This is a genomic window from Thermosynechococcus sp. JY1331, from assembly GCF_031583475.1.
Classification (GTDB): domain Bacteria; phylum Cyanobacteriota; class Cyanobacteriia; order Thermosynechococcales; family Thermosynechococcaceae; genus Thermosynechococcus.
In genome coordinates, this window is record NZ_CP134180.1 from 258,607 (window position 1) to 271,515 (window position 12,909).

Annotated in this window: 13 protein-coding genes; 4 read left to right on the top strand and 9 right to left on the bottom strand. The window is 54.0% G+C overall.

The window, feature by feature from the left end; translation table 11 throughout:
* The first annotated feature begins 1 nt into the window (after window position 1).
* The 4 genes from folB to RHJ31_RS01200 are packed head-to-tail and all read left to right on the top strand — an operon-like array spanning window position 2 to window position 4,066.
* Complete coding sequence (folB, locus tag RHJ31_RS01185; RefSeq protein ID WP_255521478.1) at window positions 2-385, top strand: dihydroneopterin aldolase; 384 nt, start codon at window positions 2-4, stop codon at window positions 383-385.
* Window positions 369-2,405 (top strand): thioredoxin domain-containing protein, encoded by a 2,037-nt coding sequence (locus RHJ31_RS01190; RefSeq protein ID WP_302677058.1) that lies wholly within the window; start codon window positions 369-371, stop codon window positions 2,403-2,405. Before folB ends, RHJ31_RS01190 begins: the two co-directional genes overlap by 17 nt.
* Window positions 2,398-3,474 (top strand): glycine cleavage system aminomethyltransferase GcvT, encoded by a 1,077-nt coding sequence (gene gcvT / locus RHJ31_RS01195; RefSeq protein ID WP_302677059.1) that lies wholly within the window; start codon window positions 2,398-2,400, stop codon window positions 3,472-3,474. Before RHJ31_RS01190 ends, gcvT begins: the two co-directional genes overlap by 8 nt.
* 49 nt (window positions 3,475-3,523) lie before the next feature.
* Window positions 3,524-4,066 (top strand): hypothetical protein, encoded by a 543-nt coding sequence (locus RHJ31_RS01200; RefSeq protein WP_302677060.1) that lies wholly within the window; start codon window positions 3,524-3,526, stop codon window positions 4,064-4,066.
* On the opposite strand, the gene RHJ31_RS01205 is transcribed toward RHJ31_RS01200, so the two are convergent.
* The 9 genes from RHJ31_RS01205 to RHJ31_RS01245 form a co-directional block, all read right to left on the bottom strand.
* Window positions 4,063-4,530, bottom strand: coding sequence for an EVE domain-containing protein (locus RHJ31_RS01205; RefSeq protein ID WP_302677061.1), 468 nt, complete (start codon window positions 4,528-4,530; stop codon window positions 4,063-4,065). The two genes, RHJ31_RS01200 and RHJ31_RS01205, sit on opposite strands and share 4 nt — an antisense overlap.
* A 23-nt stretch (window positions 4,531-4,553) precedes the next feature.
* Complete coding sequence (locus RHJ31_RS01210) at window positions 4,554-5,501, bottom strand: NAD(P)-dependent oxidoreductase (protein WP_302677062.1); 948 nt, start codon at window positions 5,499-5,501, stop codon at window positions 4,554-4,556.
* A complete protein-coding gene (hemE, locus tag RHJ31_RS01215; RefSeq protein WP_206200720.1) occupies window positions 5,501-6,532 on the bottom strand; it encodes a uroporphyrinogen decarboxylase in 1,032 nt (343 codons plus the stop codon). Before hemE ends, RHJ31_RS01210 begins: the two co-directional genes overlap by 1 nt.
* A 157-nt stretch (window positions 6,533-6,689) precedes the next feature.
* Entirely contained in the window at window positions 6,690-7,268 is a 579-nt protein-coding gene (locus RHJ31_RS01220) for a hypothetical protein (RefSeq protein ID WP_302677063.1), read from the bottom strand.
* Between the two features lie 105 nt (window positions 7,269-7,373).
* Window positions 7,374-7,973, bottom strand: a complete 600-nt coding sequence (locus RHJ31_RS01225) for a hypothetical protein (RefSeq protein ID WP_302677064.1) — start codon at window positions 7,971-7,973, stop codon at window positions 7,374-7,376.
* 304 nt (window positions 7,974-8,277) lie between these two features.
* A complete protein-coding gene (locus RHJ31_RS01230) occupies window positions 8,278-9,981 on the bottom strand; it encodes a R3H domain-containing nucleic acid-binding protein (protein ID WP_302677065.1) in 1,704 nt (567 codons plus the stop codon).
* A complete protein-coding gene (ldpA, locus tag RHJ31_RS01235; RefSeq protein WP_302677066.1) occupies window positions 9,974-11,002 on the bottom strand; it encodes a circadian clock protein LdpA in 1,029 nt (342 codons plus the stop codon). The genes RHJ31_RS01230 and ldpA overlap by 8 nt, the downstream gene beginning before the upstream one ends.
* 19 nt (window positions 11,003-11,021) lie before the next feature.
* Complete coding sequence (locus RHJ31_RS01240) at window positions 11,022-11,807, bottom strand: RNA polymerase sigma factor SigF (protein WP_302677067.1); 786 nt, start codon at window positions 11,805-11,807, stop codon at window positions 11,022-11,024.
* Between the two features lie 233 nt (window positions 11,808-12,040).
* Window positions 12,041-12,862, bottom strand: a complete 822-nt coding sequence (locus RHJ31_RS01245) for an undecaprenyl-diphosphate phosphatase (protein ID WP_286668757.1) — start codon at window positions 12,860-12,862, stop codon at window positions 12,041-12,043.
* Window positions 12,863-12,909 lie beyond the last annotated feature (47 nt).

Consider the following 12,909-nt stretch of genomic DNA (forward strand, 5'->3'; position numbering starts at 1 on the left):
CTTGAGCGAATCATCAACTGACTGTCTCCACCTCTCGGGAATTCGCTACTACGGCTATACGGGCGCCCTACCAGAGGAACAAATTCTCGGCCAGTGGTTTGAGATTGATATTAAGCTCTGGTTGGATATGGCACAAGCGGCGGCCAGCGATCGCCTCGAGGACACCCTTGACTATCGCCCCCTCTTGCAAGCCATCGAGCAGTTAATGCAGCAGCAACGCTTTCACTTAATTGAGACCCTAGCAGCAGCAATTATGAAACTGTGCCTAGCGCCCCCCCAAGTGCAGCGAGCTGCTGTGCGTGTAACCAAACTTGCCCCCCCCGTGCCCAATTTTACGGGTCAAATTAGTGTTGAAATGGTGCGCTGCCATGCCGAATCGCCTTAGCCAGTGCCAAAGTCTCTATTTGCGCAAGCATGCCGAAAACCCCATTGACTGGTGGCCGTGGTGTGATGAAGCCCTTGCCAAAGCAGCGGCAGAGGATCGGGTGATTTTTCTCTCGATTGGTTACTCCAGTTGCCACTGGTGCACTGTCATGGAGGGGGAAGCCTTTTCGGATCTGGAGATTGCCGCCTATCTCAATGCCCATTTCCTGCCGATTAAGGTGGATCGCGAGGAGCGACCCGATCTGGACAGTATTTACATGCAGGCACTGCAACTGATGACGGGTCAAGGAGGCTGGCCGCTCAATGTGTTCCTGACGCCGCAGGATCGCCGTCCCTTTTATGGTGGTACCTACTTTCCTGTGCAGCCGCGCTATGGCCGTCCGGGCTTTTTACAGGTGTTGCAGGCGGTGCGCCGCTTCTATGACCAAGAAAAGGACAAGCTCGCTGCCCAACAGGCCACGCTCTGGCAATATCTCGCTCCCCCCCCTGAGATGGGAGAAGCCGTCCCCTTGACTGAAGAACTCCTAAGGGCAGGGATTCGCCAAGTGACGCCGATTTTGCGCGATCGCCCCCAAGGTACTTGCTTTCCGATGATGCCCTATGCCCAAATGCTCCTACAGGGGCTGGCGTTTAGTCCCGATCCCCCAGAACTGTTGCAGCTGTGTCAGTTGCGGGGACACAACCTCTTGCGGGGGGGGATCTATGACCATGTGGGCGGTGGTTGGCATCGCTACACCGTGGATCCGCAGTGGACAGTGCCCCACTTTGAAAAAATGCTCTACGACAATGGCCAAATTGTGACCTATCTAGCGCGGCTGTGGCAGCAGGGCGATCGCGCCCCCCAGATTCCCGCTGCAATTGCCCAAACAATTCAATGGCTTGATCGCGAAATGACGGCCCCTGAGGGGTACTTCTATGCAGCACAGGATGCCGATAGCTTTATCAGTGCCAATGATCCTGAACCCGAGGAGGGCGCCTTTTATTGCTGGCAATATGCAGAGCTAGAGCAGACCCTAACCCCAACGGAATTGGCACAACTGCAAGCCCACTTTGACATCTCTCCCAGGGGCAACTTCGAGGGCAAGATTGTGCTCAAGCAAGTGCGCCCGCCGGCGAATCCTGAGGTGCTAGCACCGATTCTGCGTAAATTCTTTGCTCGCCGCTATGGTGCCGATACGCCCATGGATCAACCCTTTCCCGTGGCCACGGATAATGCAACCGCAAAGGGACAGGCTTGGCCGGGACGGATTCCGCCGGTCACTGATACAAAAATGATTTTGGCTTGGAATAGCCTGATGATCACTGGCTTAGCAACGGCAGCCCAAGTCTGGAGAGAGCGCACCTACTGGCAGCGAGCGGCTAAAGCGGCACAATGGCTCCACGAGCATCAATATCAAGAAGGCAAACTCTACCGCCTCAACTATGGCGGCACCGTGGCCGAAGTGGCGCAGGCCGAGGATTATGCCTACTGGATCCAAGCCCTGCTTGCCCTGCATCAAGCCAGTTTAGCGGTGGGGGAGGCGGCTCAGCCGTGGTTGGAATTGGCCACGCAGTATCAAACCCTCTTTGATCAGGAATTGGCGGCAACAGAGGGGGGCTACTACAATGCACCGGAGCGCGCCGATTTGATTGTGCGCCAGCGGGAAGGTCTCGATAATGCTACACCTTCTGCGAATGGGGTGGCGATCGCCAACTTGGTGCAACTCTTTTTGCTTACAGAGAATCCTGCCTACCTCGAACAGGCAGAAAAGGGATTGCGTTTCTTTAGCCCGTTGATGAAGGAGTCTCCCCAGAGTTGTCCGAGCCTTTTGGCGGCGTTGCAGTGGTATCTACGTCCTGTCTGTGTGCAAGCGCGGCCTGATCAGGTTACAACCCTCTGGGAGCGCTACTTGCCAACGGCTGTCCTCAAAGTTCGCGATGACCTCGAGCCAGTCGCCCTTGTCTGTGAAGGCTTGCGCTGCCGCGAACCGGCACTGACCCCCACCCAACTACAACAACAACTGGATAATCTCTATGGCTGAAGCGTTGCGTCGTACGCCCCTCTATTCCCTGCATCAAGGGGCACGGTTTACCCCCTTTGGCGAGTGGGAGATGCCCTTGCAGTACAGCAGCATTTTGCAGGAACACCAAGCGGTGCGGCAGCGGGTGGGGATGTTTGATATTTCCCACATGGGCAAGTTTCTGCTGCGCGGTTCTGAGGCGATCGCGGCACTCCAAGAACGGGTACCCACCAATCTCAGTCGTCTCCAGCCCGGCCAAGCGAAATACACCGTTCTCCTGAATGAGGCCGGGGGCATTGTCGATGATGTCATTCTCTACATAGGCGAGGGTCAAGTGCGTTGTATTGTCAATGCAGCCACCACTGCCAAGGACTGGGCATGGTTGCAGACGTATTTACCCGCCAGTATTGAGTTCATTGATGAGTCAGCGACACAGGTACTGATTGCCCTTCAAGGCCCTGCCGCGACAGCGACCTTAGCTCCCCTGTGCGATCGCCCCCTAAATGACCTCAAGGCCTATCGCCATGCTCAAGTGAACCTGCTGGAACAGCCCGCTTGGATTGCGCGTACGGGCTACACCGGCGAAGACGGTTGGGAAATTCTTGTGGCACCAGAATTGGGGCAACAGTTGTGGCAAACCCTGCTGGCGGCGGGTGTGACTCCCTGTGGCTTGGGGGCGCGGGATACCCTGCGCTTGGAGGCGGCCATGCTCCTTTACGGCCAAGACATGGATGAGCAAACCACCCCCCTAGAGGCGGGTCTCGATTGGCTGATTGATTGGCAAAAGCCCGATTTTGTGGGTCGTGCGGCTCTCTTAGCCCAAAAGCAGCAGGGGATTGAGCGGCAATTGGTGGGGTTAGAACTGGTGGGCAAAGGCATCGCTCGCCACAGCTATCCTATCTATGCGGGGGCACAGGCTGTGGGGGAGGTTACCAGTGGCACCCTATCTCCCACCTTGGGGAAGGCGATCGCCCTTGGCTATGTCTTTCCAGAGTTTGCCCACATCGGTCGGGAACTGGCGGTACAGGTGCGCGATCGCCAAGTCCCAGCCGTGGTGGTTCCTCGCCCCTTCTATCGCCGTCCTCGGTAGCCGCTGCAATTCCGCTAAAATTTGATTCATCAGTCGTAAAGTGCAACGAATGCTGGAAATTTGCCCTCGCTGTGGTGCTCGTTTAGGAAAGCCCTTGTCCTCTGGCCGCCAAGTGTGTAGTGCCTGCGGTTGGAGTACAGTGGTTATTGAGCGATCGCCGCCACCGCCCCCCACGGGATTACCCCTGCTTTTGAGTCAAATCGGGCGGTTGGTCAAGCGTTTTTTCCAGTATCTAGGAGGACAACTGCAACGCTTGTGGCGATCGCTGACCGCTCGTTCGCAGCAGCAACAACCGCGCCGCAATCTCTGGGAAAGCCTCGTCACCAAGCTCAAACACCTCGAGGAAAAAATTCCCACCGGTGATCCCAGTAAGGAGTGGCTGACTCCTGAAGAGGCCTTTCAACTCTTGGGCGGCAACCCAGATAACCCCAACTCCAAGGTGAGTACCCTCGATGGCAAGCGGCGGATTGGCTTATCGGCCTTTCGGCGACTGGTGAATACCGCCGAATATGCGGATTTTGGCTTTCAATACTCTAGCGATCGCCACCTGAAAAATTTACCCTATTTGCGCCGTCTGCCTCGCCAACCCTAGGGCGATCGCAAACCGAGAATAATCTGCCACTCCTGTTCGGTGACCGGTTGTACTGAGAGACGGCAGCCCTTTTGCAACAGCAGCATCCCCTCTAGGCCGGGCGTTTGCCGCAGTTCTGGAAGTGTAATTGGCGGTGAAAAATCGCGGCGATACTGAATATCCACCATGAACCAGCGGGGATTGTCAGGCGTGCTTTTGGGGTCAAAGTAGCGACTGTCCGGATCCCAAGCAAAGTGGTCGGGATAGGCGGCCTTGACGACTTCGGCAATGCCCATGATGGCTGGTGGGTTGGCATTACTGTGGTAAAAGAGCACGCGATCGCCCACCTGCATGTGATCGCGGATAAAATTGCGAGCTTGGTAGTTGCGTACCCCTTCCCAACAGGTGGTTTGTTGTGGGGCTGCCTGCAAATCCTGCCAAGAAAAAACGCTTGGCTCTGACTTCAGTAACCAAATCCCTGCCATCAAAGATTCCGCAATGGTTAAGTTTAGAGGTCTGCCGTGCCCAAGCTACAGCGTAGCAAATCCTCAACGGTTGCACAGTAGGGAGTTAGCCCCAAGGTTTGAGGATTAAGCACGGTGTCATAGGTGAAGTTACGATAGTTCAAGCAAAAATAATCCCACGGCGACATTTGCACTCGAAATACCCGCACAAAGAAGTTGATCACTGGCAGCGTCAAGGGGACTTGCAAATAGATGGGCAGCTTTGCCGCAGCGCACAACTGCGCCAACATCTCATTGACAGTAATTGGCGGGTTACCCAGAGCCACCCGACGCGGTACGGGATACTCAGGATGCTGCAACAGGTAGAGAACCACTTGGGCAATATCGCGGGCATGGACAAAGTGAAAACTGGCATCAGCACGGAAAAAGCGAGCCAACCACAGCCACTTGAGCACTTCGCGCATGCCCTCAGTGATGAACGAGGGTCGCTTGCCATCGGCGCCACCACCAAAGACCATCGTGGGAAACAGTTCAATCACGCGATCGCCCACCGGCAACTGCTCAATGGCATGGAGACACTCATACTTAGAGCGAATATAATCCGTTCCCAAGGTGCCTGCTTCCGGCAGCGGTTCCATTTGATGATTGAGGATACTTGCCGTTGAAAAATAAAAGACCCGCTGGCAGCGTTGCGGATCCAGTTGCTTGAGGAGATGGCAGGTTTGCTCGTAGTTGATGGCAAAGACATTATTCCCTCCCCAAGCGGTTGCCGTTAGGATCGCAAGATCGAGGGTGGGCAGTAGCGGTTCCAAGGGGGTCAAATCCATGAGATCCGCCTGAATCACGTTCACCCCGGCCCTTTGGTGAGGATCAATCTGCAACCGTGCTGGATCCCGCACCAGCAAAAAGAGTTCATGATCCGTCTCTTGGATCAGCGCCTCAGCGATGTACTGGCCAATGCAACCACTGGCACCCGTGATTAAGATGCGCATTAGCCGAGGGACTTCACCAGATCAAAGAGAAAACCCACATTCTCCTCAGGGGTTCCTTGGAGAACGCCATGGCCAAGGTTAAAGATATATTTGCCCTTGCGACCCGCTTCGATAATGGCTAGCGCTCGTTCCTTGAGCACTGGCTGGGGGGCAAAGAGCGTAACGGGGTCTAAATTCCCCTGCAGACCGACACTGGCAGGAAACTGCTGGCGAATCGTGCCAATGTCCACAGTCCAGTCAAGGCTGACAATATCTGCCCCAGTTGCTGCCATGCGATCGACCACTGCGGCACTGCCATTGATATAGAGGATGATTGGCACATCGGGATAGACGGCTTTGACCTGCTGAACCACCTGCTTTTGGTAGGGGAAGGCAAAGGTATCGTAGTCCTGACGGCTGAGTTGACCCGCCCACGAATCAAACAGTTGCACCACTTGGGCACCACAGTCAATTTGATAGCACAGGTAGTCGGCAATGGCAGTGGCCAAATGGTTTAAAAACTTGTGGAGCAACTCTGGCTCACGGTAGGCCATAGTTTTGATTTCAATGTAGTCCTTGGAGCTTTTGCCCTCAATGGCATAGGCGGCAAGGGTCCAAGGGGCACCGGCAAACCCCAGCACCGTGGCGCGATCGCCCACCTCTTGGCGCAGGGTCGAGAGAATTGGACGAATAAAAGGACAGGCTACTTCCGGTTCCAAGGGATGGAGTTGTTGCACCTGCTCAAGGGTACGGATGGGTGGATCAATGATCGGCCCTTTACTCTCGACAATGTCAAAGGGAATACCAATCCCCGGCAAGGGCGTGAGAATATCCGAAAAGAGAATCACACCGTCGGGGGCAAAGGCACGAAAGGGTTGGAGTGAAATTTCAATGGCCAGTTCGGGGATTTCCGATCGCTCACGAAACGAGGGATAGCGATCGCGCAGGTCACGGTAGACCTTCATGTAGCGTCCAGCTTGCCGCATCAACCAAATGGGGGGACGCTCAACACTTTCACCACGGGCAGCACGTAGGAGTAAAGGGGTGGTCATCCTAAAATGTGTAATTCCAATCGTTTTCAATGGCTCTGGAAGACTCGCTCAGCAAGCCCTATTGAGTCAGGTGTTGCCTGCGATTCACAGAGTTTAACCCTACAATCATACCCTAGGGGGCGATCGCTCCCACACCTCAGAGGAAAATTCCCTTGCTTTACCACGCGCGGGGCTGAAACTGGGCATCATTGAGAATGATCACCCCATCCCCCGACTGTGCCAACACAAATAGACCCTGCCGATAGGCATAGCGAGCCACCTCAGGCGGCACAATCATCCCCGCCACGGCTCCCAAGAGTTTTGTACCCCGATACTGATGGGCCAAACGGCGAAATTTGGCAATCCGCTCTAGGTGTTCATCCACATCACTTTGGCTGAGCTTGGTTTTCACCTCAACGAGAACGGCTTCATCGGTGTTAACGACCAACAGATCAATCTCTAGGCTCTCGTTCCCATCTTGGAGAATCACATCGCTGTAGAGTTGAGAGACAGCAATGCCCCGACTCTGAAATAAGCGCAGCACGGCTGGACGTACTTGCCATTCCACAAATTCCCCAAGACGGTTGCCCAGTTTGCCAATTTGTTGGTTAAGTTGGCGAGCTTCTTCTCGCAGTAACCGTTCAGTCTCTTGAAAACGCCGCTCAGTTTCTTGAAATCGGCGTTCTGTTTCCTTTTGAGCTTCCAGCAGCTCTCCCAATAACCGCCAAACATCCTCAGGGGTATGGGCTTGTGTCATGATCTTGGTCGGGTTTTCTAGGCTACAGCTAACCCTCTCATCATAGCCTAGGAGGCGCTCAGAGAATTTCCATCATAAACTGCGCAAGGGCACTGCCACTGTGCTTTACCACGCGCGGGGCTGAAACTGCAGGTCGTTGAGAATTGCCACGCCATCTCCCGACTGCGCCAACACAAATAGACCCTGCCGATAGGCATAGCGAGCCACCTCAGGCGGCACAATCATCCCCGCCACGGCTCCCAAGAGTTTTGTGCCCCGATACTGATGGGCCAAACGGCGAAATTTAGCAATCCGCTCTAGGTGTTCATCCACATCACTTTGGCTGAGCTTGGTTTTCACCTCAACGAGAACGGCTTCATCGGTGTTAACGACCAACAGATCAATCTCTAGGCTCTCATTCCCATCTTGGAGGATCACATCGCTGTAGAGTTGGGAGACAGCAATGCCCCGACTCTGAAATAAGCGCAGCACGGCTGGACGTACTTGCCATTCCACAAATTCCCCAAGACGGTTACCCAGTTTGCCAATCTGTTGGTTAAGTTGGCGAGCTTCTTCTCGCAGTAACCGTTCAGTCTCTTGGAAACGGCGGTCAGTTTCTTGAAAACGCCGCTCAGTCTCCTGAAATCGACGTTCTGTTTCCTTTTGGGCTTCCAGCAACTCCCCCAATAACCGCCAAACATCTTCAGGGGTGTATGCTTGTGTCATTGACTTGATTATTGACTTGATTATTGACTTGATTGAGGATTGCCGCCAAGCTCAGGTATTTTCTATACGATCATAGCCTAGGGAATAGAACCCATGAATGATCCACTACTCGCACAATTTCTAAACCTCAGCCGCTGACAAACAGGAACCTGCATTCATGCCCAAACTATACTTACTGCGCCCAAGATGCGGCCACCCGTGTCATTTTTGGCGTCCTCAAGCAGGCCATTGCCCTTGGCGGTTGCAGCATATTTTGCCCATTGAGCGCAGAGGTGCCTTTTTGCAGGCACTGGTCAATCCCTGATTAGCGTGATAGATTCGGGTAAATCCGCAGCCGCCGATTCGGCTCTTCACCAAAGCTACAGGAGGTCAACTGGTAGTGCTCAATCAACTCATGTTGCATTCGCCGAATGTTGGCCGATCGCGGGAGTAGCTCCACCACTTGACCCTTGGGAATCACAATTTCTTCCACAGCTAAACGCGCCTCCTCAAGGGCTTCCAATTCATCATCGCTGCCCGTTGGACTAAAGAGGGAGAGATCTGCTGACTCGGCTGGACTGGGGTCTTCCATGCCAAGCAAATGCCGTAACCCCCGCACAATTTGCGCCATACTATTTGTCTTAATGGCATGGACGGGGAGATGGTGAATATGGGCAAGGTGCCGCAGCTTGCTTTCCCCCTTGAGATGGGAGCGCAGCGTCAAAATCACATCCGCTTGATCAATATCCTTAGTGACAATAATGGGTAGGTTGAGAGTGCGAATGGCTTGCTCTAAATGATGGCGGCTGACGGCATAGGGAAAGACGTGGAGGGGGAGTTCTTCGCCATTCGGCCCAACCGTGGGGGCATCCAATGTGGCTTCGAGCAGTTGGGCAAAGTTGGCTCGCAGAGGTTCTTTGTTGGCATCGACGACGGGTAGCATCTGGCCACTCTCACGCCAAGAGGGACGCTGAGGCACAGATTTGACCTCCGATCGCTGGGAAGGAGGCTCAGGACGACTAATCACCACTGAGCCATCGGCAGCAACACTGCGAATTTCAGGTGAGGGTTGGCGACCCCGCAGTAGGAGATCCACACTGGCGGCCACATCGAGATGCACAACCCAGCGATCGCGCTCCAGCATTTCCACTGCCATTTGAAACGTGGGTGGAGCTTTGCGTTCAAGAACACTCTTTTGGGTGCCGCGCCGCCGTGCTTCTTCATCCCCAAGGGTGACCGATTGAATGCCCCCCACCAAATCCGCGAGGGTCGGGTTTTTCATCAGGTTCTCAATTTGGTTGCCGTGGGCAGTACCAATCAGTTGTACCCCCCGCTCGGCGATCGTCCGTGCAGCAAGCGCCTCTAGCTCTGTGCCAATTTCATCAATGACAATCACCTGCGGCATGTGGTTTTCCACCGCCTCAATCATCACCTGATGCTGAAGTTCCGGACGCGCCACCTGCATTCGTCGTGCCTTGCCAATCGCTGGATGGGGAATATCACCGTCGCCCGCAATTTCATTAGAGGTGTCAATAATCACTACCCGTTTGTGCAACTCATCGGCCAAGACGCGGGCAATTTCCCGTAGTGCCGTTGTTTTACCAACACCGGGGCGACCTAAAAGCAAAATAGACTGGCCACTTTCGACCAAGTCGCGAATCATACCAATCGTGCCAAAGACGGCTCGCCCCACCCGGCAGGTCAAGCCAATAATCGTTCCTTGGCGATTGCGCAGGGCACTAATGCGGTGCAGCGTACGCTCAATCCCAGCGCGATTGTCACCACTAAACTCACCCACCCGATCCACGGCATATTGCAACATCTCACGGCTGACGGGCGTCTCGGCAAGGTATTGGGTGCTGTGGATAAACCGTGCTTCCGGCAATCGCCCCAAATCGAGAACGATTTCTAAGAGTTCTTCCCGCTGTGGATGATCGGTGAGGGACTGTCCAAGGGGCGGCGGTAGGATCGCCAATAATTGATCGAGATCGTCAGTGACTTGGCGTTGTCCAGCAGTCAATTCAACCATAGGGTACAGAGGGTGACGGGACAGATTTCAAAGGAGACACAAGGGTAGCTGCTTCAGCAACAGCCGCTGCAAGGACGGCAGGAACAGTTTGCCAGGGTTGGTCGGCGATCGCGTGGAAAGGGGCAAGGCGTTTGCGAGCATAACTACCATAGGCAACACCAGCAATTCCCTGTGGATCTAGCAATCCCATTGCCCTGAGTTTAGCAACCGTATGGCCATTTGTGCCGCCCGCCAACTGCACAAATCCGGGTAAATTTGCCCCTAAAATGGCTTGACCCAATTGAATGGTGGCTCGTGTTGCACCATCGCCAATATCGCCACTCATGGGACGACCATCCGCCTGCCAAATGAGGGCACACTGCAACGGTTGAATCTGCCCATTGATCCAGCGCAAATAGTCAATTACTCCCTCGCCTTGGGGACAACTGATGGCTAGCACCTGTAAATAGCGCACCCAAGGCCGCACTCGCTGCCAAAGCTGGGTAAAGGCACTGTAGCGCTGGGGTTGGGTGTGGATTTCTAGGGCTTGAATGGTGCCTTGGGCAATGAGGGGAGTGATCTGCTCAAACACCGCTGGCTGCTCATAGGTGGAAATCAAACCCAAGGGGCACAGGGGTAAACAGCGGCCACAACCATAACAGCGATCGCGCACCACCCCCTGCACCTGTTCATCAAAGCGAATGGCGGCAGCAGGACAAATGCGTTCACAGGGGCGATCGCACCTTGGGGGACAGCGACTCGGATCAAACGTGGCCTTACGAAAATGCGGGTCAGCCCCATCATTAATACTCACCATCAGCAGGGGGCGAGTGGCCCCAAGGCTTGCCGCAACTGTCAAAGCGTGATTAGCCGCGTAAATCACGGCAGGGTCGGCGGCCACATCAATACAATCAGCCCCTGCCAGTGCATAGGCCAACGTCAAGTTATAAATTTGGGCAACATCTTGGAAACTGGCACCGTTAATGAGTTTGAACCAACGATGTGCCGCTAAAGCCGCTAGGGGGGCAGCAAAATTAACCATAAATATATTTTATGCGTTTTCAGGATTCAGCGTCGTCGTGACTCATCATCCGTTGTAGGGCTTGCAGGCCTTTTTTAATCTGGCGAGAAACTGTGACCGCACTTAGACCCAAGAGTTCAGCAGTTTCTTTTTGACTCAAATCGTGCAAAAAGACAAATTCCAGAATCTGACAGGTGCGGGCTTCTAGTTTTTGCAGACACTGCTGCAAACGAATGCGATCTTCTTGGGCGAGTTGAAAACTTTGGTACCGTTGATCGGGCACGATGTCACCGAGGGAAACGGCATCTTCCTCACCCTCAAAGGCGGGGGCATCTAGGCTGACCGGGGTGGTGTGGTAGTTGGCAAATTTTGCCGCTTGCCATTCTTCAAGGGGGACATCGAGCGCTTGGGCAATTTCGTTATCGGTGGGGGGGCGATGCAGTTGTTGGCGGAGTTCTTGAATCACCCGCTTTCCTTGGCTTTGGAGGGTTTGCCAACGGCGGGGGACGCGAATTTGCGGACTTTTATCCCGCAGGTAGTGTTGAATCTCACCGCGAATGTAGGGAATGGCAAAGGAACTGAAGGCCACTCCCTTACTTGGATCAAAGCGTTCAATGGCGTGAATGAGGCCAAGGGTGCCCACTTGCATCAGGTCGTCAAAGCTTTCTTGGGTGCACTGTACCCAGCGATGGGCTTCCTTGCGTACCAGTCCCATGTTCAACTCGACAAGGCGATTCCGCAATTCGCGTGCAGGGTTGTCTTGGTATGCCTGCAACAGCGAGAGGGTGGAATGCTTGAGGTCAGTATTGGCTGTCGTGCTGAACATAGAACACACCGTACCTTAAATCCCCCACAGCTTCAAAATGAGCAGATCAATGAGCACATCCTACGGTCTTCTTGGGTTATTGAACAACAACTTAAATAGATACCTGAACTAGATATCAACTGCGACTATGAAATCGCCTATTCTTACGATTCCACATCTAGTATGGCAAGGCATCCGTAGTTTCCCTGTGATCTCGACCACAGGTTAGGTTAAATTTTGCTAAATGTTGTTCCTTAGGTTCGCAGACTACCGAGGGCGATCGCGCCCCACAATGCAGTTCCCAAGCCAATGCGATACCAGATAAAGACCCAAGTGGAATGGCGTTGCAGGAATCGCAGCAGCCAAGCGATCGCCAAATAGGAAAAAAACATGCTCGAGAGTGTGGCAATCACAAGAGGAATAAACAGCGTCCCCTCATCAAAAACATCTTTGGCTTGGACAAGGGTGGCGATCGTCAGTGTGGGAATGCCCAACAGAAAAGAAAAGCGCGCCGCTGTTTGCCGCTCCAGCCCTAAAAATAAAGCTGTTGTTAGCGTGGAGCCTGAACGCGAAGCCCCCGGCAGCAGGGCAATCATCTGGCCACAACCCACTAGAAAGCCATCTAAAATGCCAATGTCTTGATAGGTGCGTTTGCGGGAACCCCATTTTTCTGCGAGTCCCAAAAGAATTGCCATGGCGATCGCCATCGTGGCAATGATCTGAGGCCGATCCAACTCAACTTTGGCCCATTTCAGAAGAAGTCCTGCCGCTAGTGCGGGAATCGTGCCCACCGTGATCCCAACCAACAGTTTCCATTCTTCCCGCTGCCAATCCCGCTGTTGCCATGCCTGCCAAGCCCCTTGGACAATTTGGCGAATATCCTGCCAGAAATAGCCAAAAACCGCGATCACGCTACCAAATTGCATCGCATCTAGGGCAGTTTTATGCCAGACACTTTTCCACCCCAAGAGGTCACTAAAGAGAATCAAGTGAGCGGTACTGCTAATGGGCAAGAACTCTGTAATACCTTGCACGAAGCCGAGGATGACTGCTTGCAGCCAGAGAATAATATCCACGTTTCTGTCTCACCTTTGCAACCTCACCATCTTGCCATGAGTCGGTG

Coding starts and splice junctions, on each gene's coding strand:
- RHJ31_RS01190 (WP_302677058.1), top strand. CDS start 369: ATGCCGAATCGCCTTAGCCAGTGCCAAAGTCTCTATTTGCGCAAGCAT.
- gcvT (WP_302677059.1), top strand. CDS start 2,398: ATGGCTGAAGCGTTGCGTCGTACGCCCCTCTATTCCCTGCATCAAGGG.
- RHJ31_RS01200 (WP_302677060.1), top strand. CDS start 3,524: ATGCTGGAAATTTGCCCTCGCTGTGGTGCTCGTTTAGGAAAGCCCTTG.
- RHJ31_RS01205 (WP_302677061.1), bottom strand. CDS start 4,530: ATGGCAGGGATTTGGTTACTGAAGTCAGAGCCAAGCGTTTTTTCTTGG.
- RHJ31_RS01210 (WP_302677062.1), bottom strand. CDS start 5,501: ATGCGCATCTTAATCACGGGTGCCAGTGGTTGCATTGGCCAGTACATC.
- hemE (WP_206200720.1), bottom strand. CDS start 6,532: ATGACCACCCCTTTACTCCTACGTGCTGCCCGTGGTGAAAGTGTTGAG.
- RHJ31_RS01220 (WP_302677063.1), bottom strand. CDS start 7,268: ATGACACAAGCCCATACCCCTGAGGATGTTTGGCGGTTATTGGGAGAG.
- RHJ31_RS01225 (WP_302677064.1), bottom strand. CDS start 7,973: ATGACACAAGCATACACCCCTGAAGATGTTTGGCGGTTATTGGGGGAG.
- RHJ31_RS01230 (WP_302677065.1), bottom strand. CDS start 9,981: ATGGTTGAATTGACTGCTGGACAACGCCAAGTCACTGACGATCTCGAT.
- ldpA (WP_302677066.1), bottom strand. CDS start 11,002: ATGGTTAATTTTGCTGCCCCCCTAGCGGCTTTAGCGGCACATCGTTGG.
- RHJ31_RS01240 (WP_302677067.1), bottom strand. CDS start 11,807: ATGTTCAGCACGACAGCCAATACTGACCTCAAGCATTCCACCCTCTCG.